At 69.2% G+C, this 24308-nt stretch carries 16 protein-coding genes and 1 pseudogene; 7 read left to right on the plus strand and 10 right to left on the minus strand.

Going from position 1 to position 24308, the window contains the following annotated elements:
• Positions 1–206: 206 nt before the first annotated feature.
• Genes M1E25_RS15330 through M1E25_RS15345 form a run of 4 tightly spaced genes read right to left on the minus strand, consistent with a single transcriptional unit; the run spans position 207 to position 10373 of the window.
• Entirely contained in the window at positions 207–2330 is a 2124-nt protein-coding gene (locus tag M1E25_RS15330; RefSeq protein ID WP_251415643.1) for a DEAD/DEAH box helicase, read from the minus strand.
• Entirely contained in the window at positions 2327–3658 is a 1332-nt protein-coding gene (gene brxD, locus M1E25_RS15335; RefSeq protein ID WP_251415645.1) for a BREX system ATP-binding protein BrxD, read from the minus strand. Before brxD ends, M1E25_RS15330 begins: the two co-directional genes overlap by 4 nt.
• Complete coding sequence (gene pglZ, locus M1E25_RS15340; RefSeq protein WP_251415648.1) at positions 3655–6450, minus strand: BREX-2 system phosphatase PglZ; 2796 nt, start codon at positions 6448–6450, stop codon at positions 3655–3657. Before pglZ ends, brxD begins: the two co-directional genes overlap by 4 nt.
• Positions 6447–10373, minus strand: a complete 3927-nt coding sequence (locus M1E25_RS15345) for a DUF6079 family protein (RefSeq protein ID WP_251415650.1) — start codon at positions 10371–10373, stop codon at positions 6447–6449. Before M1E25_RS15345 ends, pglZ begins: the two co-directional genes overlap by 4 nt.
• 217 nt (positions 10374–10590) lie before the next feature.
• On the opposite strand from M1E25_RS15345, the gene M1E25_RS15350 reads away from it, so the two are divergent.
• Both M1E25_RS15350 and M1E25_RS15355 read left to right on the plus strand, forming a co-directional pair.
• Entirely contained in the window at positions 10591–10788 is a 198-nt protein-coding gene (locus tag M1E25_RS15350) for a hypothetical protein (protein ID WP_251415652.1), read from the plus strand.
• Entirely contained in the window at positions 10785–11123 is a 339-nt protein-coding gene (locus tag M1E25_RS15355; protein ID WP_251415654.1) for a hypothetical protein, read from the plus strand. Before M1E25_RS15350 ends, M1E25_RS15355 begins: the two co-directional genes overlap by 4 nt.
• A gap of 14 nt (positions 11124–11137) precedes the next feature.
• On the opposite strand, the pseudogene M1E25_RS25920 reads toward M1E25_RS15355, so the two are convergent.
• Positions 11138–11460, minus strand: a pseudogene (locus tag M1E25_RS25920) (DUF6193 family natural product biosynthesis protein).
• 254 nt (positions 11461–11714) lie between these two features.
• On the opposite strand from M1E25_RS25920, the gene M1E25_RS15365 reads away from it, so the two are divergent.
• The 4 genes from M1E25_RS15365 (at position 11715) to M1E25_RS15380 (ending at position 13679) form a co-directional block, all read left to right on the plus strand.
• Positions 11715–12044 carry a hypothetical protein gene (locus M1E25_RS15365; RefSeq protein WP_251415658.1) on the plus strand — a complete coding sequence of 110 codons (330 nt, stop codon included), beginning with the start codon at positions 11715–11717 and terminating at the stop codon, positions 12042–12044.
• A 9-nt stretch (positions 12045–12053) separates the two neighbouring features.
• Positions 12054–12314 carry a hypothetical protein gene (locus M1E25_RS15370; RefSeq protein WP_251415659.1) on the plus strand — a complete coding sequence of 87 codons (261 nt, stop codon included), beginning with the start codon at positions 12054–12056 and terminating at the stop codon, positions 12312–12314.
• 286 nt (positions 12315–12600) lie between these two features.
• Positions 12601–13473 carry a helix-turn-helix domain-containing protein gene (locus tag M1E25_RS15375; protein ID WP_251415661.1) on the plus strand — a complete coding sequence of 291 codons (873 nt, stop codon included), beginning with the start codon at positions 12601–12603 and terminating at the stop codon, positions 13471–13473.
• Positions 13470–13679, plus strand: a complete 210-nt coding sequence (locus M1E25_RS15380; RefSeq protein WP_251415664.1) for a DUF397 domain-containing protein — start codon at positions 13470–13472, stop codon at positions 13677–13679. Before M1E25_RS15375 ends, M1E25_RS15380 begins: the two co-directional genes overlap by 4 nt.
• Before the next feature lie 41 nt (positions 13680–13720).
• Here the strand turns inward: M1E25_RS15380 and pglX are convergent, their stop codons facing one another.
• Entirely contained in the window at positions 13721–17455 is a 3735-nt protein-coding gene (pglX, locus tag M1E25_RS15385; protein WP_251415667.1) for a BREX-2 system adenine-specific DNA-methyltransferase PglX, read from the minus strand.
• A 225-nt stretch (positions 17456–17680) separates the two neighbouring features.
• Between pglX and M1E25_RS15390 the strand changes: the two genes are divergently transcribed.
• A complete protein-coding gene (locus M1E25_RS15390) occupies positions 17681–18205 on the plus strand; it encodes a hypothetical protein (protein ID WP_251415670.1) in 525 nt (174 codons plus the stop codon).
• A gap of 27 nt (positions 18206–18232) precedes the next feature.
• Here M1E25_RS15390 and M1E25_RS15395 read toward each other — a convergent pair whose 3' ends face one another.
• The 4 genes from M1E25_RS15395 to M1E25_RS15410 are packed head-to-tail and all read right to left on the minus strand — an operon-like array spanning position 18233 to position 24229.
• A complete protein-coding gene (locus M1E25_RS15395; RefSeq protein ID WP_285830798.1) occupies positions 18233–18709 on the minus strand; it encodes a barstar family protein in 477 nt (158 codons plus the stop codon).
• Positions 18706–23328, minus strand: a complete 4623-nt coding sequence (locus tag M1E25_RS15400) for a putative T7SS-secreted protein (protein ID WP_251415675.1) — start codon at positions 23326–23328, stop codon at positions 18706–18708. The genes M1E25_RS15395 and M1E25_RS15400 overlap by 4 nt, the downstream gene beginning before the upstream one ends.
• On the minus strand, positions 23328–23837 hold the full coding sequence (locus M1E25_RS15405; RefSeq protein WP_251415678.1) for a hypothetical protein: 510 nt from the start codon (positions 23835–23837) through the stop codon (positions 23328–23330). The genes M1E25_RS15400 and M1E25_RS15405 overlap by 1 nt, the downstream gene beginning before the upstream one ends.
• Positions 23834–24229 carry an SseB family protein gene (locus M1E25_RS15410; protein WP_251415680.1) on the minus strand — a complete coding sequence of 132 codons (396 nt, stop codon included), beginning with the start codon at positions 24227–24229 and terminating at the stop codon, positions 23834–23836. Before M1E25_RS15410 ends, M1E25_RS15405 begins: the two co-directional genes overlap by 4 nt.
• Positions 24230–24308: the final 79 nt, after the last annotated feature.

The raw sequence follows: 24308 nt of genomic DNA on the forward strand, positions 1-24308 counted from the left end.
TATCGCGAACTCTGCGGGGAGGGTGGTGCATTCGGACTTCTGGTTCAGGTTCCGGAGCCACGACTGGAGCCGCTTCTCCGCGGCGTTTCCCCGGAGTCTCAGGCACACCGAGCCGATCCCGTGATGGTGCGCGCTGCCCAGCAGAACGTCGACGCGGGCAGCGCCCTCCAGCGGGTGCACTCCGACAGGTCAGCTCCCGTGGGCCGTCATCCCCTGTCGGACACGAACCGCACCGGTTCGTCGAGTACCGCGCGTGCACCGTCGAAGTCCGCCAGGCGCGCAGCGAGCGTCGCCTGCGCCAGACGGGACGGCAGTGCTTCACCGAACTTGAGTCCTTTCACGGCACGTTCGTCCACCTCGGGCAGGCAGAGACGCCCCGCGGCCTCAGCAACCGTCTGCTTCCACGCCGGCGGGGTGACGTCCTCACGCAGCCGGATCCAGCAGTCGTTGATGCGCTGGGCGGGAACGGTGACGCCGCCGAGGCTTGCAGTGAGGGTCGCGTTCGTCCGGTGTCCGGCCCAGGTCCACCACTTGAACGGTCCACGGGAGCTGCGGGTGATCAGAGTCCCGCCTGGATGCACCTGATCCAGGAAGTGGCCACGGGCCTCGGCGAGACACCTCTCGGCCCGCTTCGTCAGGGCGACAGGCGGATCGTTCCCGAGCAGCACGTCGCGCACCGCGCGGCTGAGCGCGAAGGAGACACCCCGGTCGAACCCGACGCTGCTCCACTTGGCCTTGCCGCCCCCGTCGGCCGGCTCGACGAAGCAGCGCTTGCGGTGCCAGTCGATGTAGGTCACGAGCCAGCTGCGACCGGCGAGCAGGAGCAGCCGGGGCCCGTCGGTCTTCTCGGTGAGCAGCTCGGGGTCGGTCCTGCCGATCTCGTTGCGGCCGTGCAGCACGGTGAACTCGGGTGGGGCGGTGAAGACGGCGGTGAGGTTCATGAAGTGCCGGTGTCCGAAGCGGCGTTCGGCCTCCGGGCCGATGAACAGCATTCCGCCGTCCTGGTCCAGGTAGCCCTCGTCGGCCAGGTGCCGGACGATCGGGGCGGCGGGCCGGCCGAAGGGGCCGAGTCCGTTCCACTCGTCCTGCCACAGCCGGTCGCCGACGCGGTGCTCCTGCAGGCACAGCGCGAGGAGTTGCTGCGCGGCGATGTGCCGTGGCTCGGGTGGTGCCACGACGGGTTCCACCCAGCCTCGCGACCACTGCAGTAGGAGTCCGGCGGCCGACAGCAGCCCGCCCTCGTCCAGTGCCAGGAAGAGGCAGTTGCGGCTGGTGCCCGCCCGGCGCCCGGTGCGGCCGAGACGCTGCAGGAAGGAGGCAACGGTGGCGGGTGCGTCGATCTGGATGACGCGGTCCAGGTCGCCGACGTCGATGCCGAGTTCCAGGGTGCTGGTGGAGACGATGACGCAGTCGCGTGCCTCGGCGAACGCCTGCTCGGCGCGGCGTCGTTCGTCCACGGACAGGGACGCGTGGGAGAGGAAGGTCGTCACGCCCTTGATGCGGAGCTTCTCCCCCAGTTCCTCGACCAGCCGTCGTGATTCGCAGAACACCAGGCGTTTCTCGCCCCGGTGGAGCGATGCGATGACGGTCGCGGCGTTGTCGACGGAGCCGACGTGGTCGAGCTGGATGTCGCCGGACGGCACCGTGCCCGGTTCGGGCCGAGGTCCGCTCAGGTGCGGGGCGACGACCCGGGCCGGGCGCGTTCCCGCCCCGGAGCCCTGCAGCCACTGCAGCAGCTCGTCAGGGTTCCCCACCGTGGCCGAGAGACCGACCCGCTGCACCGGTCTGCCCACGACGCGCTGGAGGCGCTCCAGTACGGCCAGCAGGTGCCAGCCCCGGTCGTCTCCGGCGAAGGCGTGCACCTCGTCGACGACGATCGATCGCAGCCCGGCGAAGAAGGCCGCATGGTCGACCTTGGCGCTGACCAGCATCGCCTCCAGCGACTCCGGCGTGGTGAGCAGCACGTCCGGGCGGTCGGTGAGGATCTTCCGTCTCCGGCCGGCGGTGACGTCACCGTGCCAGAGCGCGGCGGTCCGCCCGAGCCAGGACGTGTAGGTCTCCAGGCGTGGCAGCAGGTTGTTGAGGAGCGCCTTGAGCGGACAGACGTAGAGCACCGAGGTGCCCGTCCACTGCTCGGCCGCCATCCGGGAGAGCAGCGGGAAGGCGGCGGCTTCGGTCTTGCCGCCTGCTGTCGGGGCGAGCAGGACGGCGTCCTCGCCCGCGAGCAGCGGGGGAACGGCCTCCTCCTGCAGGGGGCGCAGCCCGGGCCAGCCCAGGGTGTTGACGATGTGGTGCAGAAGCGCCGGGTCGAGGTCGTCGACGCCGTTCACGGCAGTTCCAGTTCGATGTCGTCCGCGCTCGCCGCCGCGGCGTTGCGCTCGACCTCGTTCAGTTCGGCGGTGGACACGGTGAGCGCGTAGTGCTGCCGCGGGTCGAAGTCCTCGAACTCGTCGACGCGGTCCAGCACGTCGGCGACCAGCTTGCGCAGGAAGAGCCGCGGCGCGACCCCGGCTTTCCCGCCGAGTCCCCCGGTCACCGCGGTGGCCAGTTCGGAGAGGTAGGCGTCGTCCACGCGGGCGGCGATGCGCTCGGGGTTCCTCGCCCCGCTCGCGTAGAGGTCGCGCACGCCCCGCCCCAGCTCGCCCAGCTTGGGCAGGTCGAAGCCGGCCAGCCGCAGTTGAACGGCCCGGGGGGAGTCGAAGCGCGGATCGGTGGTGAAGTCGGTGGCCAGCCGCTGCGCCAGGGGCGGGAGCCGCTGGGCGCCCTGCTGTCCGTCGTAGAAGGCGGGGGTGCCGGTGATGACGAGGAAGAGGCCGGGGAACCGTCCGGCGTCGATCTCGTCGAGGAGCTGGCGCAGCGCGTTGAGGCCCTTCTCCCGTACGTCGCCGCGCACGCGCTGCAGGGTCTCGATCTCGTCGAGCACGAGCAGCAGTCCGGGGTGTCCGCAGTCGCGCAGGACGGTAAGGAGGCCTTGCAGGAAGCCGAGCGCGGCGAAGTGGTCCAGGTCGCCGCGCACTCCGGCGGAGCGGCGCGCGGAGGCGGCCACGGATTTCTGTCCGCCGAGCCAGGCGATGAGTGCCTCGGCCGTGGTTCCGTCCCCGGATGCGACGGCCTGCCGGTAGCCGCGCAGGGCTGCGGAGAAGGCGGGGGTGGTCCGGGCGACGTCCGCCAGGCGGCGTTCCATGAGGTCGTCCACGGCCCGGGCGAGAGCCTCGGCGTCGTCCTCGTCGGTCTCTCCGGCGTCGAGGACCTCCTCCTCCAGGGTGTAGAACCACGAGTCGACGACGGGGCGCAGTGCGCTCGGCTGGTGGGTGGCGGTGGACAGCCGCTCGGTCAGGCGCCGGTAGACGGTCTCGAGTTTGTGCAGCGGGGTCTCGGTCTCGGAGATCTGGACCTCGGCCGTTGCCATACCCGCGCGTTTCGCCCGCTCGGCGAGCCAGCGGGCGAAGAAGGTCTTTCCGGTCCCGTACTCGCCGCGGATGGCGTGGAAGGCGGAGCCGCCGCGGGAGACGGTGGAGAGGTCGTCGTCCAGAGCGGTCCGGAAGCGCTCCAGTCCGACGGCGAAGAGGTCGAGTCCCGCCCGGGGCACGGTCCCGCGCCGCAGGGCGTCGACGACCTCGCGGCGGCGTGCCGCGCTGACGGGGGACGGGGTGGTCACGAGCGGGGGCCTTCCAGGAGGAACTGTTCGCGCAGCAGGCGCACGTCGAGCTGAACGGTGTGACCGGAGTCGACGAGACCGAGCACCGGGTAGCCCTCGACGTTCAGCAGGCGCTGGAGGGTGGTGATGAATCCGTCGACGTTCCGTTTGATCCGGTCGGTCGCGGAGATGGCCGAGACCAGGGCGGCCGGGGACAGGGTGCCGCCGGCTGCGGCGAGCGCGTCGATCACGGAGGCGACGACCTTGGCGTCGGGTGGGCGACGGACGTACTCCTTCTGCGCGAGATACACCTCTCCGGCACAGACCGCCGCCCCCAACGTGACTTTCTCCGGGACGTGTTGGGGCTCCGGCGGCGCGGTGATCTCGGCCTCGGCGAAGAGCCCCTCGGTGTTCTCCTGCGGACGGCTCCTGGTGCTCTTGCGCCGGGGTGCCGGTGGCGCGGCCGGATGTCCGGTCACGGCGGCGGCCTCGGTCTCCGTGTCGTCGACGGCTGCCTTGGGGCTCCACCACGGCGGCACGGCCCGCTCTCTCGGCAGTGCTTCCCAGCCCTTCGGGATGTCCTGGGGGGACGGCAGCAGCACAAGCAGGGGCACCGTGACCTCGGCCAGTGACGCCCCGCCGTGGTAGCCGGCCTTGCGCGGCGTGTAGCGGATGCCCTCGCGCCAGGGTGCGACGATCGTCCCGCCGCCTTCGAGAACCCGCGGCCCGGACAGTTCGACCTCTCCCTCACCCGCGGTTCCGGTGCGCCAGCGGGAGGACTCCGCGCCGGTGACGCGGGCCGGGCCGTCGCTCGTGCCGCGCTCCGGTACGTGTCCGTGGTCGGCCACGATCAGCACGGGCCGGCCGAACCCCCGTGCTGCGTCGAGGAGTTCGCGCAGGTAGCTGACGTCCCCGATGCGCCAGCGGGTGCGCTCACCCTGTTGTCCGTGGTCGAGGGCGTCGTCGATGGTGTTGAGCACGACGCCGACCACCGCGTCGGAGACCAGCGCCGCCACGAGTTCTTCGGAGAGCCGGTGTCCTGCGGTCCCGCCGATGGCCGCCTTGTGGAAGAGCACGCCTTCGCGGCGGCGCTGCTTCCAGTACGCGGCGAAGCCCGCCGATTCCACCGACTGGCCGCCCGTGACGGGTTTGCCGGCGAGCAGCGAGGCGCGGCTGACGCGGGTGACCGACGGCAGCATGGACACGGCGGCGAGACGACTCGGCGCCCTGCCCGCGGGCGACTCGGGGACGGCTTCGGTCCAGCCCTCGCGCTCCGCCTCCTCGCCGAACTGGGCGGCCACCGCGCTGCTCATCCCGTCCAGCAGCAGCACCAGGGGGGCACGGCCCTCAGCGCACAGCGGCGCCGCCGCCTCGGTGAGGACGTTCTCCACCGGCAGACATCCGCCCGGTGTCTGCGCGGACGCGGTCCGGGTCCAGGCGGCGAGCTTGACGGCGAACTGCTCGTCGAGCGCGTCCCTGCGGGCTCGCGCCAGGTCGTGCAGCGCCCGGTACTCCTGTCCCGTCGCCGGGTCACCGCCCGGGTCCCCGGCCCACAGCACGGTCAGGGCGCGGTCCACCCAACCCCACTCGGCCAGATGGGTGCGGACACCGTCGGCCACCGATGCCACCTGCCGCGACGACGAAGTGCTGAGCCAGCGCGCGATGCGCACGGCCATGGCCGCGGTGTCGGTCCGGTCGGTGTGCAGAACGGCCAGGGCGTGGTCGCGCAGTTCGCCCAGCGCCCGTTCGGCATCCTCGGCCGACTGCCTCCATGCCTGTGCCGTCCGGCGGAGCCGGACGTCGAAGCCGGAGGGGAGGAAGGCGCTGCTGCTCAGGGCACGGGTCAGTCCGGCCCGGTCGGCGAGGTGGTCGGCGCGCTCCACGACGGAGAGCACCCGTCGTCCGGCGTCCGGGGAGGTGCGCGCCTCGCCGATCCACCGGGTGAGGGTGCCGGCGACCGCGCTGCTGAAGGCCATCAGGTCGGTGCGCCGTACGTGGCCGAAGAGTCCGCCGACGGCGAGCACGGTGTCGGAGTCCGCGGCCGGGTCGGACATGACCGCTCCGAGCAGGCCCAGCGCCATCGCGTCGTTCCCGCGGCCGGATTCCACCAGGGACATCAGGACGGGCACGGCCGCACCGGCGGTCTCCCCGAGCCACTTCTTCAGCTCCGCGCGCTCGGCGGCGGCCAGTTCGGTGAACCGGGTCGGCCCGGCCGGGGTGCGGGACCAGGCCAGCAGCGCGTCGGCGTCCACAGCCGTGTCCGCGCCAGGACGCCTGCCGGCGTCGTCGCCCTGACCGAGGCCGAGCCGGGCCACGGTCAGGGCGCGGATCGCGGCGTCCCGGGTGAGGACGGTGCCGGTGCGCGGCCAGCCGCCGTCGTTGGGCTCGGCGTCCAGGAGTGCCTGGAGCAGCCACCTCTCCCGGTACATCCGCGGGTCGAGGTCGCTCGCCCCGAAGCGCTGCTTGACGATCTCGGCGTTCTCGACGGTGACGGTGCGCCGCCGCAAGGCGTGCCCGCGCAGGTCCCAGCCGATCTGGTCGTCGGGGACGCCGGTGGTCACCACGAGGAGGTCGTCGTTGCCGGCGGTCCTGCGGTGCTCGTGCCAGGCCTCGGTGATGCCGAGGACAGAACCCTGGTCGCTGACCCGCACCCGCCGCGGCCGGTCACCGATGCTGACGGTGAACTCCCTTGGTTCGGTGGCCGGGTAGCGGCCGTGGACGATGACGAGGCGCCGGTCGCGTTCCGCTGCGCCGTGGGTGTCGAGCAGCGCCTCGATGGTGCCGGCGAGGACCAGTGGCGGGATCCGCGTCATCGGTCGCCGGCCCCCGGTTCGTCCGTCGGGCCCGCGCCGGGCACCGGCTGCCAGACGATCTCTATGCGGACGCCGGGATGGGCTTCCACATAGCCGCGTATCTCCTCCCGGAGGCCGGACAGGGTCTCCTGGATGAGCGACTCGACGCGGGTCGTGTTCTGCGTCTCCAGGACGTGCGGTGCTCGCGGACCGGGGATCGGCAGCCGGACGGGCGGCTGTTGCACCGCCTCGTCGTGCCGAGGCTGCGGGGGCTGCCCGGAGGGCACGGCCGGCCTGCCGTGCTCGGTGAGGCTGACGTCGTCCGGTCCGGGGTCCTGCGGTGTGCGCGGCCCTGGGATGGTCGGGCGGGCGACGTTCGCGAGCCGCGCGACCTCGTTGACCAGGCCGAGCGCCTGGTCCTGGAGTGCGCCGAGCACGGGCACCAGGGAGCGGGCCTCCTCGTGTTCGTCGACGGTCTCGCGCAGCGCGTCGACCAGCCGACCGGCCTTGGCTCCGACCCCGTCCTCGCGCCCGGTGAACCCGCGGACGCTCCTCAGCAGCGACCAGTTGGTGTCGTCGAGGGCGGCGAGGACTTCGGGGGCCTGCTTGATCGCGGCGCCGAGTTCGTGGTCGCTCACGTCGTAGGCGGCGGTGGCCAGTTCCCGGAGCAGCGGTGTCGCCTGAGGGGTGCGGGAGAGCCGGGCGAGGAGGTCCGCGGCGGCGCGCATGGACCGCATCCGCGGGGCGTCCGGCCCGGTGAGTCCCAGGTCGTCGGCGTGCTTCTCCAGCGAGCGGCGCACTCCGGCGACGGCCTGGACGTGGGCGGCCGCGACCTCGCGTACGTCCTCGGCGAGTGCGGAGACGTTCCGGGCGAAGAGCACCGGGCGGGCGGAGACCCCGAAGACGGTGGCGGCCCGGGCACGGGCCGCCACGAACTCGTCCTCGCTGGGCAGTTCCACCGCCCGCAGTCCGTAGCCGGCGCCGATCTGCTCCAGCTGCGGCTGCGGCACGGGGGTGGTCTGGTGGACCCAGGTGCGGTCGTCGAGGAGGGCGTAGGTGGCGATGATCAGGTTGCCGATGTTCTTCTCGAGCCCGGTGTAGCCGAGTTCGGTGATCCAGCGCCGGATGTCCTCGACCGCGAGGTCGGGTCCGCCCTGGGCCTCCGCGGCCTTCTGGTTGATCCTCAGCCGCCAGTCGGGCAGCAGGTTGAGCGGCCCGTCGTGGACCTCGCCGAGCCCCAGGGGGTGCACGATCCTCTTGACGACGGCGAGCTGGTGGCGGTCGACGACGACGCGCCGGGAGCCGTCGTCCATGGCCCGGCCGATCCACTCCAGGGCGGTCTTCAGCTCCCGTGCGGTGACGGCCTTCCGGCTCAGCGTCGGGTCGAAGTCGGGGTGCTTGGGGTGGAGCGCGGCGAACAGGCCGTCGGCGAGCGCGTACAGGTTCTGCTCGAAGCCGAGGCCGGCCTGCGGCTTGGGGTTGTGGTAGGCGGGCTCCAGGGACCACACGTGCTGGTTGTCCGGCACCTCGGCGCCGACGCTGCCCGGGTCGGGCTTGCTGATGCCGTAGAGCTGCTGGAGCACGGCGGTCAGCTGCGAGGTGAGGTTCTCGCTCTGCGCCTTGAGCTGGTGCCGGATCTGGACCCGCTCGTCGGCGGACTTGGTGGCGGTGTGGTCGTCCAGCCGGTCCCGTTCCAGCAGGTAGTCGATCTTCAGCAGGCGGCCGAGCTGGCCGGACCGCTGCTCGGAGAGGAAGTCCGGCAGCCAGACGATGGTCGGCGCGTGCTTGCCGGCCTGTTTGAGTTCCTCGACGCGGCGCACGTCGTCGCTCGGGAAGTACTTCTCGTCGAAGGGGTAGTCGAGGACGAAGCGGATGTTGCCGTCCATCTGCGGCCGGAACTGCTCGTCCGGCAGGTGCTCGTCCCGGACGTTGCCGAAGACGAACTCGGCGGTGCGCCGGGTCCCCCGCCAGACGATCTCCCGCTCGCACACGAACGCCTGGGTGTCCTTGATGCCGAGCTGGGACCACAGCCGGTCTTTGACCCACTGCCGCCGTTTGCCGAGGTTGTCCTCGCTGCCGACCTCGTCGAGGATCGGCTCGATGTCGAGGTCGGAGAGGTGGAGGTGGAAGACGGGGTCCGCGGCGCCTTCGCTGCGCAGCTCGCCGAACTCGCCCTGGAGTTCCTTCAGCCGCTTGACGGCGACCGAGCCGGCCGTGCCGAGCCGCACCTTGATCGACCCGTGGTTGAGGGCGGCGAGCCGCTCACCGGTCAGCCGGGCGAGCGCGGGCACGTTCGGGGCGAGGGCCGCCAACAGCAGGGTCTTGACCAGGCGTTCGTCGCCCTTGAACCGGGGGTCGTCCGCGGTCCCGTACTTCTGGATCAGGAACGCCCGCACCCGGTCGTGGAAGCGCTTGGCGGTCTCGGCCTCCCGGCGCAGCTTGGCGGTGAACGCCTCGCCGGTGCCGTCGAGGATGACGTCCCACAGGTCGCCGAGGGGAATGAGCTCGCCGAGCTTGAGGTCGTCGCGGCGCCGGCGCAGGGTCTCCTGCACCAGCTTCAGACCGGTGCGCTCGCGCTGGAGGGCGCCGGAGAGTTCGACCAGCACGTTGAGGAAAGCCGGGGAGAGCGGGTAGACGGCGCGGAAGTCGTCCCAGTCGGCCTCGGTGCGGCCGTTGGCGTCCAGCAGGACCTGGCGCACCTCGTCCTTGGAGGACTCGACGACCTCGAAGGCGGAGTCGCGGGCCGCCTCCATGCCGGGCTTCGCGGCGAGGACCCGCTCCTTGATGATGGCGATGAGGTTGCTGTCCTCGAGGTCGACGACCTCCAGGCGCCCGGCGAGGTAGTCGACCTGCTGCTCCAGGTTCTGCACCTCGGCGCCGGCCACGTCGGAGCCGATCAGCTGGGACAGGTCGCGCTGGCGGGATATGAACGAGACGATCGGCACCGGCCGGTCGCTGTCGCCGGACTCGATGAGCTTGACCAGCTTCTGCACCTGGTCGCGGACGAAGTCCTGGTCGCCCATGTGGGCCTGGAGCCAGAGGATCAGCTCGTCCAGGAACAGCACGATGCCGTCGTAGCCGAGGGACTGCGCGTGCCGGGAGATGACGGACAGGCCGTTCTCCAGGGGCAGGAAGGCGTCCTTGGCGCCGCGGGCGCCGGTGGCGTAGGCGGTCATGGGTCCGGAGAGGAGCGCGGAGACGAGGGCTTCGCGGTACGGGTCTCCGGCCGGGGCGGTGAAGGCCCGGTCGAGGTCGGCGGTGGTCCAGCCGGAGGTCGCCGGTGCGGCGTCGAGATCGTCGAGGTCGCCGGCGTCCAGGTCGCTCGCGTCGAGGTCGTCCCCGCCGGTGGGCAGCGCGGCTTTGCCGGTAGGTGCGACGGCGACGCCGCTGCTCCCGAGCCAGGAGACGAACCGGGCGTCGTCGGCGAGGAATTCGCGCTGCCGACGGGCGTCCTCGACGGCCGAGTCGGCGCGGTAGACGGCCGGTGTCGGCCGGTCGGGGTGCTTCGCGCGGACGGTGGCCACGTAGCCGCCGAGGAGGGCGGAGTCCAGGTCGGTGGAGCCGACGAGGTGGTAGGGCACCATCAGGAACTTCTTCGCCCGCAGCCAGTCGTCGTGGTCGGCGATGACCTCCTGGAGCCGGGGCTTGGCGCGGGCGGCCGGATGGTTGTTCAGCACCGCGTGCAGCACGGTCAGGAAGTGGCTCTTACCGGCGCCGAAGGAGCCGTGGAGGTAGGCGGCGTGCGAGGAGCCGGTGCGCACGGCGGCACCGACGAGGCCTAACGCCCGGCGGAACGCCGCCTGGAGCTGGTCGGTGACGACGTACTCGGCGACCCGGGCGTCGGTCTCGGTGAAACCACCGGACAGCTCGACCTTGAAATCGCCGGCATGGACGTCTTCCTTGATGTCGATGACATCGCGGAGGAACAGGTCGCTGATGGGCATCGAGTTCTCGTCCCCTTGTTCGGCGGCGGTCGGACCAGTGGGGGGCGCACGTGCGTGCGTGATGCACCATCTTGCCATCTCTGCAACGGAGTTGACCTTCACAAGTTCTTCTCGAATCCCGTTTGCGCGTCGATGCCGCCGGTTAGCCTGGTGCGGAAGCACGGAGATCCGACCGACGTCCGTGGGCCCTGCCCGCACACACTCCGGAAGGTGCACCATGGCCGACGTGCATGTGCCGCAGCGGGGCGATCGCTACCACCTCTACGAGGACTGCCGCAGCATCGAGGACGGCCGGAGCGGCAGCGCAGCCAACGGCTCGGGCACCTACCCAGCGGACCCCATGTCCCTCGACGCGGCCGAGGAAGCCGGCAGGACCCTGTGCCGGACGTGCCACGTGACCGCGGTGAGGACGTGAGTCCCGAAGCCACGCATCAGGGAGGCGAGACGGCATGGTTCCGGTGTTACTGGGCCGAGGAGGACGTCTGGTTCTTCTTCGCCGTCGATGCCCGTGGAGACGTGATCCGGCAGATCGAGCTCCAGGGCCCTGAGCAGCGCGCCATCGCCGCCGCGTCGCTGCCCGAGTGGCAGAAGGCCTTCGATGCGGGCGGCGTCGGCGACTACGAGAACCGCTTCGGGGCGACCGCCCAAGCGCCCGTCTCCGAGTGGGAGGGCCACCAACCGGAGTTGCTGGACGCGAAGTCGTTCGAGGACGTCTGGGAGGCGGCCCGCCGGGAACTCACTGCTCGCTGATGGCGAGACGGGTCCTACGGCCGTCGCAGATCAGGGGCGGTGCCGGCGACCGCCGGTCCGCAGTCCGCCGGAAGTCCGTCCTCCACCAGGGCGATGGTCTCCCCCGCGGAGTCGGCTTCGCCGATGACGGTTCCCCGCGAGGGTCCGCCGACCCGTACCGGCTGTCGGCCAGTGGATCGACGAACGGCACCTCCCATGCGTACGGGAAGCCGGTGCAGGTGGTGAAGTGCAGCGACCAGTGGCTGGTGAACGGGTACAGCCGGCGCAGCTCGGGCTCGGCGTACGCGACCTGCCTGTCGTCAAACGTCGTTTGACGACAGGCAGGGTGACCGGGGATCGGGGGGCTATTCGGCCCTAGTCTCCCATCTCAGAACCAACGGCGCAAAAGCCCAGCAGACATCTAGACTTCCGATTCTCCGAACAGAAAGGACGTCTCATCAGATGGCAGCGCCGGACGATCCGACATCCCGCCCTCCGAGTGGTGATCCTCACCCTGCCGACCCGCCGCCGGAAGGCAGCGACGAGGGAAGTTCTCTGCGTCGGCGCATCGCTGACAGATGGAACGGCCTCGGAGTCGGCGGCAAAGCGAGTGTGATCGGCGGCGCGGCGGCGGCTGCTGCTGTGGTCGTCGGAGGCATCCTCGCCCTCTCCAACGCCCGCGCGTCGGCGACCCGCCCCGGCCCCGACAGCTGCGACGACACCACCGACCCCGGGGAAGTCCACGCCGACGAACAGCCCAGCCCAGCCGCCATCGGCTTGGCCCTCGTAACGTCGTTCGTAGACGAATACTTGCGGAACACCTGCCTCAACACCCGCGGCCATGCGACCGGCGACTGCACGCACGAGGTCCGCCCTGTGGCCAGTCACACCAAGGGCCCCGGCCGCGAGCAGCTCAAGAGCGACGAGAGCGCGAACGTCTAGCCAGCCAACATGGTCCCTCTCAGTGGCCATGGCTGTACCAACGCTCCCCGAGGCCGAAATCCGCCGGGGATCCTGCCCGGAGTCGCCAGAGCACTGGGGAGCACGGATCCGGGGCTGCCGCATCAAGGAGTCGTCGCCCTGGCTCATGTCGCCTGGCTGCACCGCACGGTGGACCGGCGGTGTCTGGAACTGCTGCGCACCTACCGTCGCGGCAACGAGGCCGACGACGACCTGTGGTCGTTCGTGCCTCATCGCCGACTGCCCTGGTGACTCCGGCGTCACCATCTCGGAGAACGGTCCCGTTGGCTGCTGCGCGACCGATGGCGACCCTGAGCAGCGGAGTGCGCGCAAGCCGGGCCGGCGTCCGGAAACGGCACGGCGTGCGCGTGACGGGGGTGGCGACCGGTAGCGAATTCGGCTTTCCCGTCACCCAGCGTGTCCGGTCGCCCTACCCTGACCAGGAACGACTTCGGTACGGAGCGCGCTCGACCGGGTGCACATGGTTGCCTTCCCGGCTGGACGGCCGTGACCGGAAAGAGCACGGGGAGGTGGCCAGTTGGCCGGTGCGGAAGGACAGCCGGAGCGGCGTCCGGAGCCGACGGAGGACGCGGACGAGGCGGTGGACCTGTTCCGCGCCATCGGCAAGCAGGTCAAGCTGCTGCGGGAACGGGCCGGGCTGACGCAGAGAGAGCTGGGCGACCGGCTCGGATACGGCGAGGACCAGATCTCCTCGCTGGAACGCGGCCGTCGCATCACCCAGCCGGAGTTCCTGGACGCGGCGGACGACCTGCTGGACGCGGGTGGACTGCTGAAGGCCGCGAAGGACGACGTGGTACGGGCCAAGGCCAAGGCGCGAGTGAAGCACCCGGCGTGGTTCCGCGACTTCGCACGGCTGGAAACCGAGGCAGTCGAGCTGAACTTCTTCAGCACGCTCACCGTGCCCGGCTTACTGCAGACCGAGGACTACGCGCGCACCACCTTCACCATCCGGCAACCGCTGCTGGACGAGGAGACCATCGAGCAGCGTGTGGCAGCACGACTAACCCGTCAGGAGATCCTGACCCGATGGCCATCTCCCATGGTGAGCGCAATCATTGAGGAATCCGTGCTCCGCCGGATGATCGGTGGTCGAGACGTGCGGTTCGGCCAGCTCAAGCACTTGCTGCGGCTCGGCAATCTTCGGAGTACCGCGCTCCAGGTACTGCCCATGGACTGCGATGAACACGCGGGCATGGACGGCCCCTTCATCCTGCTCACCCCCAAGGGAAGGCCGCAGGTGGCCTACCTGGAGGTCCAGAACGTCAGTCGGCTGATCACCGACTCGGAAGAAGTCCGCATCCTCGCCGCCCGTTATGGAAGCATCCGGGGACAGGCTCTCAGTCCCCGAGAGTCCCTGTCGCTGATCGAGAAGATGCTGGGAGACGCATGAAGATCGAGGCTTGCACGGAGGCCACCGAAGCTCTGGCTTGGTCCAAGAGCAGCTACAGCGGCGGCGAAGGCGGCGAGTGCGTGGAGGTTGCCGCGAGCCCCGGCACCATCCACGTCCGGGACTCGAAGGACAAGCAGGGGCCGCAGCTTTCCTTCACCGCCGCCGAGTGGGCGGCCTTCGTCTCGTACGCGAGGAAGCTCGGCTGAACCGTCGGGGTGGGCCCCACGTACGGGCCCACCCCAGCCGACTACTCCTCGTCCGGCACCGCTTGGGCCGCCTTTTTCGGCGCGGTCTTCTTCCGGCCGCGCGTCTTCTTCTCCGGCCGCCAGGCCCGCAGCTCCGCCTCGCTCACCTGGTGCTTGGCGCACAGCTCCTCGAAGTACGCCTGGTACTCGTCGGCCGGTACGCCCTCCCACTCCTCGTCGTACTCGCCGTGCCACTGCCGCACCCACGGCATGACCTCCACCAGCCCGGCGAGCAGCGGTTTGATCCGCTCCGTCTCCCAACCGGCCTGCTGGGTGCGGTCGTCGACCAGGTTGAACAGCGCCTGCGCCTGGTCCTTGTGGTCCCAGCCGGCCCAACCGAGGAGGACGGACGGGTCAGCGTCGGGGCTGGCCTCCAGGTAGGAGATGAAGCGCTCCTTCGGCACGTCGAGCTTTCCGCGGTGCGACCAGTAGGACGTCTTCTGGAAGTCCGCCGACTTGTACTTGGGCGGCACGGGGATGTTCAGTCGCTGGCCGGTCCGGTCCTCCTCGCGCTGCATCTCCCAGACCTGCTCCCACTGCTCGCGGTTGCGCAGGCCGGAGTCCTTGTAGCGCATGGCGGCGAGGTAGGGGACGTGCTCGTCGGCGACGATCTCGGCCAGCACCTCGGCGAGAGGCAGGTCCGGCTTGCCGAGGTGGTCAGTGGCGTAGAGCTGGGCGACGGAGTTGAAGTCCGCGTCGTCGCGGAGGGCGTCGGCGAGCTGGCCGACGGTCAGCGTCCGCGGCTGCTCCATCCCGTCCCGCAGGGCGTACCAGAGGTCGCGCTTCTCGGTCCGGTCCAGCAGCCAGGTTCGGAGAGCCGCCTTCTCCTTCTTCTCCCACGGCTCGGAGGCCCAGCGACGCTTGCACTCGGGCCGCTCGATGAGCGCAATGTCCTTGCGGCTCTCGATGATGTCGATGCGGGCCTGAACGATCTCCCGGTACCAGTCCGGCCAGCGCTCCGGAATCTCCGTGATCGGCGTCGACCCATGCCGCGCGAACCACGCGGTCTCCATCTCGCCACGCGCCATCTTCCGCGCCATAACGATCTCGAACGCCCGCTCTCCGAGCTGCACTTCGGGGATGGTCGTCGGCGCAGGCGACGGATCGGTGACGCGTGCGGTCTCGGCCTGGGTCAGTAGCCCATACGAGCCGTAGACCTGCCAGTCCAGCTCCTCCTGCAGCGCGACCATGCGCCGACGCGTGCAGGAGCTCTCGGCGTGAGCGGCATCGAGGCCGTCCCGCGTAGGCACATCTCGTTCTGCGACGGCCGACGGCTGGCAGCCCCCGAGCAGCTGTGCCAGCGAATCGAGTGCACGTCCCAGAGCCAACGGCAAGCGCTCGGGAAGCGGAAACTCCTGCAGCTTGGTCCCGGTGAACTCGTATCGATCCGACCATGCCTCCGCGCTGACCCTCGCCCCGTCCTGCCCCACAGGGTCGCCCCCCTTGGGATAGCTCACCTGCTTCAACCAGAAGCAAGCCGTCGACGAGTTGAGCACCCCCAACAACTCCAGATGCTCATCCTCCCCCGCCCCCTCCGGCAAGACCATCACTGGGGCCGATTTATTGTAGACCCCCGACCCACGCAAGAGTGTGAAATTATTCTGTGTAGCAACAAATGAGAAAGATAGAAGTCTCTTCGCCTCAAGTCTTGAAGGCATACTGAACGCATACTCTGACCAACGCATGCCACGTTCTTCTTTGGTTTTCCCGAAATAGAGAGTCGCTCGGAGATTCGAGCGAACCGGCCAGAGGATCGAACTTTCCAGGGCATCCAACTGCGATTCATCTAGGCTGTAGGGGTAGACAATAACCCCGTCTTGCTCAAACTCCCAGTCTCTGACCTGTTCCCCTTCGACAAATACACGACCAACTGCAGCGCCAGGGCGATCGTAGTAGCTCTTCTGCCTCGGGAGGAAGTAAGCGTCATCGTCGCCAGTGATGGCGCCAAACCCAGAGGAAGCGATCCGACTCTTCAACTTGGCTGACGACTCATCAATAGTTGCTTTTACATCTGACGCTCCGCCACCAGACATGTTCATGGGAAATTCCAAGAGATTTCGCGGAGCAACATCTACCACGTTGATCCACTCGGAATCACTCCCTGGCCGATCCACTTGATTGACGATCGCGGACCACACGAGGCCACTCGCTCCATCCGACGGCTGCGAGGGCTCACCCCGGACACCCAGGACCGCACGAATAAGACCACTACGCCGACACGCGCGATTCCGGCCAACTAGAATAACCGTCGGTGTCCCATGCCCCGGGATGTAGGCCCCGGACGTGTCGATAACATGAGACAGCTCTACCTTCTGTGCAAAGAATTCTTCGATCACCTTCTTTCCGAATTCTCGCTTCATGAAAGAATTTGCTGTAATCTGCCCAACGAACGCACCCGCACCCTCAAGACCGTCGGATTCACGCAGCCCAAGTTCAAAAAATCGCTGCGCAAATGGAACAGATAACGCATACTTTCCAGCGCAAGCATCGTACGCCTTGCGGTAATTCTCGTTTTCCTGCTTGTTTTTCACCGTGATATAGGGCGGGTTACCCACCACCACGTGGTACGACCCCCGCCCCAGCAGGTCCACCCGCTTGGCGAAATCCCCCACGTCCTCCGTCGCATACTGAAATGCCTCTCCCTCGCCTTCCTCCGCGAACAAGGTGTCCAGGTCCGTCTGGATGCCGGTCGCCCCCCGCCCGTGCAGCAGCGAGTCCCCCACCGCCACGTTGATCGGGAAGTTCGGCGCCTCCGCAAGCCGCCGCTGGCCCGCCGCCCGCATGGCCGCGACCAGCAGCCGGAAGCGGGCGATGCTCACCGCGAAGGGGTTCTTGTCGCAGCCGTGCGCGGACTCCAGGGCCCGGCGAACGACCACCCACTCGTCCGTACCGGGCTCGGCCGCGCGCCACTTGTCGACCAGCCGCGCGAAGATCCCCAGCAGGAAGTGCCCGGACCCGCAGGCCGGGTCGATGGTCCGTAACCCTCGCTTCACCTCACCGCCCGGGCCCACGTACTCCGGGTGCAGCCCGAACTCCTCGATCGCCGGCTCCAGCGTCAGGTCGAGGATGAACTCCTCCACGAACTCCGGGGTCTGCAGCAGCGCGTACGTCTTCCGCGCGTGCTCGCTCAGGTCCTGGTACAGGTCCCCCAAAAACCGCGTGTCCCACTGCTCATCGGTGAAGTCGTAGCGGATCTCGCCGTCCGGGCCCCGCCGGCGCCAGAAGGTCAGCAGCTCGGTCGCGGACTCGTAGCTCGGCGTCAGTCCCCACAGCGGGTTGTGCCGCCGGTCGAAGAGTCCGGCGGCGGTCTCGTTCGCGTCGGCCAGGTGCTGGAACGCCTCGACGAGCCAGTCCCGGTTGTTGAGGTGCGGCTTCTCCCGGAAGAAGGCCTCGTGCCGCTCCTCCGCGTCCCGCAGCCGCTCCCCCGGGCCGGCCAGGAACGGCCACTCGATCAGGCCGTTGTCCTCGCAGAACCGCACGAACACGCAGGCCAGCACCCAGGCCGCCGCGGCCTGGGTGACCCGCTCATCACGCCACGCCCCGTACGTCGCCGCGGTCCGCTTGCCCTCCAGCGCCCGCGCGTACTCGGCCCCCAGCCGCGTCCGGAATGCCTCTTCGCTCTCGCTGCGCTCCCGCAGGTCCTTTTCCAGGACCGCGACCTGTTTCTTCAAGTCCTTGAGCAACCCCGCCCGGTCCACACCCGTGGCCATGCCCGAAGCCCCACCCTCGACCGTCATCGCTCGCGCCCCTCTCCCAGTGCTGCGCATCCACCGCACATCCGGCGGTGTCGCTTCTCGTGTGACAGCCATGGGAGCACCGATCTGACGATGCGTCGACAGAAAGCGCATCGATCCAGTCACGCATCTCCCTTGCTGTACAGAGGAGTTGGCACCACCAGCTCCTTTGGGAGCTGCACCGCCGTGTGCGCCAGCCGTGCCGGTGCGGTCCGGTAGCTTCCTGTCATGAGCGACGACGAGGACTACCTCGACAAGAGTCCGTCAGCAGCCCGCATGGGCAAGGCGGCCGAGTACCTCGTGGCGGCTTCCTGCATCCTCGCGACCGGCGGCGAGCTGAACGTCTCCACCTCCCTGGTGGACGACGAAGGGGTGGATCTCGTCTTCCACCGCCGTGGCAGCTCCACGACGCTGGCGGTCCAGGTGAAGGCCCGGATGTCCACCGGCGTGCTGGTCCAGCAGGGCCGGTTCATGGCGTTCGTGCGCTCGCAGACCTTCCAGCCGCGAGCCGACCTGGACATGTTGTTCCTCGCCGTGGACGTAGAGCGCGGGGCGATCATGACGGCCTGGCTGGTGCCGAGCCATGACTATGACGCCACCCTGTCCGAGCCCAACAGCAAGGGCCGCTACCGGTTCTCCGCCTCGATGAAGCCGGACTCCGCGGACCGCTGGACCTCGCACCGCCTGACCTCAGCCGATCTGCCGAAGCGCATCCTGGCCCGCCTGTCCGAGCTGGAGAAGGCCGACGCCTGACCTCGGAGGCTCCGATGGAGCCCGGTCTCAGGCATAACCGTCCTGGACACGCAAGATCTCATCCGCAACCTTCGACGCCCCATCCTCGCTACAGCAGAACAGCACGTTGAAAGGGATCGCCAAATTTCCCGGATTACCCTGAGGGTTTGCCCAATCTTCCGCAGCCTGGGCAAGAACGCGAAGCAGAATTTCCCGCTCTTCAGGAAGATTCGAAAGAACGGAACTCCAGTTTTCGACGACAATCAGGTATCGATCCGCTGGCATCCACTGGAGATCGCGGAGGCAATCGGAAAGTGCGGCCCAGTTCCAGCCGAAATATGAGGGAAGGCGGAAGGCCTCGTAACATTCGGTGAAAACCCCGTCGACATCCTTCATCCGCGACCCGTCCAGGTGTGCAACGGCCGCGACGCCCGTCGGGGGGACCACGTCGACGATCGGAGCCGACAATCCCTGAGGAAATGCATGCAACCAAGGTCGCGTGTGTGTCCAGATAGCCGACCTCATGATCCAGCAACCGCCACGATGTAGGTCTGATAGTGAGTAGGAGTATAGTAAACGGAACCGTCGGAACCGGTGACGATCCGCTCCCCGCCGGGTTTAGGATTCTCCGCCGATTGCACGGTACCCCATTCTCGATAACTGATTGGATTGCCGGAACTGTCAAACTCTGGAAGTCGGTGACCTCCACCGATTCCACTGTTTTCGAAGGGTCGGGGAACGGACGGCCCCATGCGCATCGGGCCCGCCCCTTGCGCCTCTACCCCGAACTCGCGAATGTCTCGAATAACCGCCTGCGACTCAGCCGGAATCTCTGCGGGTACCCAACCACTGAGTTTTGGAGTTTCCCCGAGGGTTTGCCCAGGGCAAGGACCAAGACCGAGTGGATCGACCCATGCATGCGGATTCGAGACGTAAGCCGCTGGGTTGGGCGCGGGGGCGAGGCCCAGAGGGTCCTGGGAGAAGTAGCGGGCCGTCTCGGGGTCGTAGTGCCGGTGGACGTTGTAGTGGAGGTCGGTCTCCGGGTCGAAGTACTGGCCCGGGAAGCGGAGCGGCGTGTATGCGGTGCTGCTGCGGGTCCAGGTGGTGGAGCCCCAGAGCGTGGTGCGGGTGCGCCAGGCGATGTCACCGCTCTCGTCGACCAGTTCGGTGGGCGTCCCGACGAGGTCGGTGACGATGGCGAAGAAGCGCTCGTCCACCTCCTCCTGGGGAGCGTCGGCGAGGCCCTTGCGTTCCGTCTGCGCGATCGGGTGCAGGCCGTCGTGGTCCCAGGTGATGGTGACGGGACCGTCCGATCCCGGCGGAGTACCGGTCTGCTCGACCAGGGTGGTGCCGTCCCAGGTGAAGTCGATCTGCTCCACGACCGTGCCGTCGTCGGCGATGCGTTGCTTCGCTATTCGGCGGCCGAGGGGGTCGTAGAGGTAGCGCCAGGTCTGGCCGTCGGGAGTGGTGACGGCAGTGAGACGGTCCTCGGCATCCCAGCTGTAGCGCCAGGTGTCGGGCTTGCGGGACAGACGCGCCTTCTGCCGCAGCGTGATCCGGCCCTGGCTGTCGTGCTCGTAGCGGACCTGGCCGGCCCGGTTGATGCGTGTGCCGGTGTAGGTGCGGGAGCCCCGGGCCTCTGAGGCGGGGTGCCGGTCGGGCCACGCGGCTTCGGTCTGGTTGCCCGCCTCGTCATAGGCGTAACTCTCGGTCCAGTCCTTCGCATGGACGGCGGTGACGCGGCCCGCCCGGTCCAGGTCGAACGTGCGGGCACCACTGAGCTGGTCGTCGATGCGGGTGAGGTTGCCGTCCGGCCGGTAGGTGTAGGCACGGCGTTGGAGCGTGCCCGCTGCCGCACTGGTCAGGGACTGATCCGTGAGGCGTCCGCTGGTGTCCCAGCTGCTGCTGAGCGTGAGCGTTTCCCCGAAGTGGCGGGCGATCTCGCGGCCCGCGGGGTCGTGCTCGAAGTCGAGTGTGCGTCCGGACGTGGTGAGGGCCGTGCGCCGGCCCGCCTCATCGTAGGCCCAGGTGCTGGTCGTGCCCCCAGGAGTGGTGCGTCCGGTGCGGCGGCCGAGCCCGTCGTACGCGTAGGCCATGGTGCGGCCGTTGACCGTTTCGGCGGTGATGCGGCCCATGAGATCGCGGGTGTAGCTCAGTTCGGCATCGCGGCCGGTGGCCTGCTGGAGCCGGCCTGCCACGTCGTGCCGGTAGGTGGTGACGCGGCCGTCGGCGTTCTTCTCCACGATCCGGCCGAGGGTGTCGTGGGTGTAGGTGGTGGCCTGGCCCAGGGCGTTGGTGCGGGCCGTGAGCTGTCCGGCGGCATCGTGAGCGTAGGCGAGGGTGCGGTCGTCGAAGTCGGTCTCGGATATGAGACGCCCGGCCGGGTCGTACTGGTAGTTCCAGGTCAGCCCCTGTGGGTTGGTGACCCGGGTGAGGCGCAGCTCGGTGTCGTGCGCGAACTCCAGGCGCACGCCGTCCGGGCCGGTCCGGGCGGCCAGTTGATCGAAGTGCGTGTACTCGTAGGTCGTGACGCCACCGACGGCGTCGGTGTGGGAAAGGCAGTTGCCCTCACCGTCGTAGGTCCAGGACTCCTCCGCGCCGTCGGGTGCGAGACGGGCCGCGGGCTTGCCCCCGACCGTCCAGACGACGTGGGTGGTCTCGCCGAGCGGATCGGTGACGGACGTGGTGCGGCCGAAGGCATCGCGACGGTAGCGGGTGACGGCACCGAGCGGGTCGGTGACGGTGACCGGCAGACCGGCGTCATCGCAGTCGACCCGGGTGGTGTTGCCCAGAGGGTCGGTCACCGAGGCGAGACGACCGCGGTCGGTGTAGGCGAAGAGGGTGGTGCGGCCGTCGGCCGTGGTGACCGAGGTGCGGTTTCCCCGAGTGTCGAAGGTCTGCTCCGTCGTGGTGCCGTCATAGCCCACCATCCGTACGGGCAGGCCGAGTCCGTCGTACTCGGCACCGGCCTCCCGCCCGTCCGGGCGGGTCACGGCGGTCAGACGGCCTTCGTCGTCGTAGGCGAACCGGGTCCTGCGGCCGAGGGGATCGGTGCGGGACAGCAGCCGGTTGTAGCGGTCGCGCTCGAAACGGGTGACGTTGCCCAGCCGGTCTCTCTCGCCGACGACCTGGTGAGCGTCGTTGATCAGATACCGGGAGGTGTGACCGAACGAGTCCGTGACCGTCGTGACGCGGTGACCGGTCTCGGCGTCGACGGTGTCGTAGGTGTAGGAGGAACGCAGATGGCCTTCGGCGCCGGACTGGAAGACACAGCGGTGCTGCTCGTCGTAGGCGTACTCGAAGCGGCTGTCGTTGGTGTCCGTCCAGGAGGTGATGCGGCCCTGCTCGTCGCAGCCGAAACGCAGGGGGCGGCCCGAGGAGCCGGTGACGGAGGTGAGGTGTCCGTCGGTGTAGCCGTAGCGCACCAGCTCCGTGTCGCCCAGGTGCAGCGAGGTGATCCGGTCGTGCTCGGTGGTGAAGGTCAGCCGGGCGCCGCTGCTGTGGGTGATCGCCGTGGGTGTGCCGTCGAGATCGTGGTCGAAGGCGGTCCAGTTGCCGTTGCGGTCGTCGATCTGCTCCAGCAGCGCCGACTCGTCGTTGTGATCGGTGAAATGCCACACCCGGCCGGACTCCGGGTCGGAGACGGTGTAGCCGCCCGCCGGGTCGCGGTCCAGCGGCCAGCGCTGCCCCTCGGCCGGCAGCACCGGAACGCCCGGGGCGGGATGCGGATAGGCAAGCAGGGAGCGGTCCTCGCGTACGAAGATCACGCCCGTGGAATCGATCAGCAGGCGCTGGTCGAGGGTGGACGCCCAGGCCGGTCCGAACCAGCCGCCCGAACGGAACGACGACTCGAACGTGCGGGTGAACACCAGGGGCAGGACGCCGGGCAGGGTGACATCCGTCTGCTCCAGCAGCATCCGGCCGGTCGCCACGTCGACCGGGTCGTTCACGCAGGTCTTGGCCCCGCTCTCCTGCGCCTCGGCCTTGGGTTTCTCGTCGACGGCGTCCCGCGCATGGCGGCCTGCCGTGGACTCGGCGACATCGTCGGCGTGCCGCATGCCGTTGCGCAGACCGCTGCGCAGGCTGCCTGCGCCCTTCGTGCCGAACACTTCGGGGACCAGGCGGCCGACGAACTCGTGCGGATCCTTCTTGAAGGCATCCACGATGGCGCCGGGAATCTTCTCGGGGTGCCGTGCCGTGGTGACGAGACCGGAGGCCATCAGGCTCATCGCCTGCGCGTACTCCGCCGGATGCGCCAGGTTGTAGCTGTCCAGCGGATTGAGCGCACGGGTGGATGACAGCATGCCTGCCCCTCCCTTGACCACCCCGCCGAGCAGGTGCATCTTCTCCACGCCCTGCGCGCCGGCGAAGTCGTTCAGCTCCTTCCCGAGCCGGTCCAGGCCGGACGGTTCCGCCGGGGCGTGGGCCAGCGCGGCGCGCATCTTCGCCGCCGCAGCAGTTCCAGCTTCATTACGCTGTCGGCGTGCCTCGGCCAGCATCTCGCGGGCGGCCTGGACGTCGGCCTTGCCCGGGTCGGTGAACGCACCCGGCGCCGGTCCCGGGTCCTGCCCGGAGCGAACTGCGGCGTTGTAGGAGTCGACCCGGGTGTTGTAGGTGTCAACAGCGCGCTTCGAAGCCTTCGTTCCCGACGCGTACAGCTCGATGGCCTCGCGCGCCTGGCCCTGGGCCCACTCGACGGTCTTGGTGAAGTCCTCCAGGGCCTTGGCCGCGTCCTCGCAGGCATCCGCTGCATGCAGCCACTTCTTCGGGTGCACCCCGAACTTCTCGCGAAACGCCTCCGCTGCCTTGCCCTGCCAGTGCCCGGCATCGAACTTCGAGAGCCCCTGGCCGACGCGTTCGAACGCCTTCCGGAAGTCCTTCAGGTGCTCGATGCTGCCGGCGAGCGCCGACGGCTTGCCGTGGATGAGCTCGTCCGGCTGGTCGGTCCGGCCGAGCTGCTGTTCGCCGATGGCAGCGCCCAGATCGGAGGCGACACCGTCGCCCCAGTCCTCGACGTCGTCCGCCAGTCCGTCGGCCCCGACGGCTTCCAGTCCACCGCCGACCACGTCGGTCGTGGCGTCGACGGTGGAGCCGAGGCCCCGTTTCGCGTCGTCCCACGCTTCCCCCAGCGCGCCGAACGCCATCAGTTCTTCCCCCGTGCCTCTTCGTCGGACAGCGCGGCGTTCCATCCGGCCTGACTGCTCTGCGCTGCCTGCCGGAACGATTCCCCGCTGTAGTCCGGTTTCGCCGCGACCCCGTTGTCCCAGATCTGGCCGAAGGACTGCTGCGTCACGTCCTCCTCGCCGGCGTGGGGATTGCCCACAGCCGCGTTCGCGGCGACCTTCAGCACGCCCAGGCCGTACTGTTCCGCGTCGTGGTAGGCGCCTGCCGCCAGTCCCAGGTCGGAGGCGAACCGGCTGCCCTCGGCCATCAGCGCCCTCACCCCCCACTCCCAGCGTCCGCAGAACTCGTCCAGCACAGCGGTCAGTTCACCGTGTCCGACCTCCAGGCCGGACAGGGCGATCTCCCCGAAGCCACGGCCCATCGTGGCGTCGCCGATCAGGCCCAGTTCCTTCAGCTCGGACAGGGCGGCGTTGATGCCCTTCGCCACGTCGGCCAACGCGTCCGGGTCCGCCCCGTAGCCGTCGCTCACGCCGCGTCACCCGACGCTTCGGCGTCCACCGCGACGGGCTCCGGCACGATGCCCGCGACTGGCGGAAACAGCACCGCGTCCGGTCCGTCCGCGACATCCACGGCCACACCGCACGGAGACCCGACTGCGGGAATCACCACATCCAGCAGGCGCGCGCCGAGAATCCTCCGGTACATCCACTCCTGGTCGGCCTCGCCCCGGGCCGTGGCCCATCGGGCCAGTGCGCCCTCATCGGTGAACGCGTGGATCCAGCGGATGCCCTCGGATTCCGCCGCCCACAGATCGTCCCCGTCGGCGAGCGGCACGAGCACCGCCGTGCGTCGGAACTCCCCCAGCAACGCCGCGAACTCGCCGCGAGCCCCGTTTATTTCCCCGCCCCCGTCAGCTGACATGCGGACACGATCGCATCACGCGATTCCCCGTCGCAACAGAATGCAGCGCGATGCCCACAGTTCCCCGCCACCGGCCGGG

It is taken from the genome of Streptomyces meridianus, from assembly GCF_023703325.1.
GTDB lineage: Bacteria > Actinomycetota > Actinomycetes > Streptomycetales > Streptomycetaceae > Streptomyces > Streptomyces meridianus.

Coding starts and splice junctions, on each gene's coding strand:
- M1E25_RS15350 (WP_251415652.1), top strand. CDS start 10,591: ATGGCCGACGTGCATGTGCCGCAGCGGGGCGATCGCTACCACCTCTAC.
- pglX (WP_251415667.1), bottom strand. CDS start 17,455: ATGACGGTCGAGGGTGGGGCTTCGGGCATGGCCACGGGTGTGGACCGG.
- M1E25_RS15410 (WP_251415680.1), bottom strand. CDS start 24,229: ATGTCAGCTGACGGGGGCGGGGAAATAAACGGGGCTCGCGGCGAGTTC.
- M1E25_RS15395 (WP_285830798.1), bottom strand. CDS start 18,709: ATGAGGTCGGCTATCTGGACACACACGCGACCTTGGTTGCATGCATTT.
- M1E25_RS15370 (WP_251415659.1), top strand. CDS start 12,054: ATGGTCCCTCTCAGTGGCCATGGCTGTACCAACGCTCCCCGAGGCCGA.
- M1E25_RS15345 (WP_251415650.1), bottom strand. CDS start 10,373: ATGCCCATCAGCGACCTGTTCCTCCGCGATGTCATCGACATCAAGGAA.
- M1E25_RS15400 (WP_251415675.1), bottom strand. CDS start 23,328: ATGGCGTTCGGCGCGCTGGGGGAAGCGTGGGACGACGCGAAACGGGGC.
- M1E25_RS15380 (WP_251415664.1), top strand. CDS start 13,470: ATGAAGATCGAGGCTTGCACGGAGGCCACCGAAGCTCTGGCTTGGTCC.
- M1E25_RS15390 (WP_251415670.1), top strand. CDS start 17,681: ATGAGCGACGACGAGGACTACCTCGACAAGAGTCCGTCAGCAGCCCGC.
- pglZ (WP_251415648.1), bottom strand. CDS start 6,450: ATGACGCGGATCCCGCCACTGGTCCTCGCCGGCACCATCGAGGCGCTG.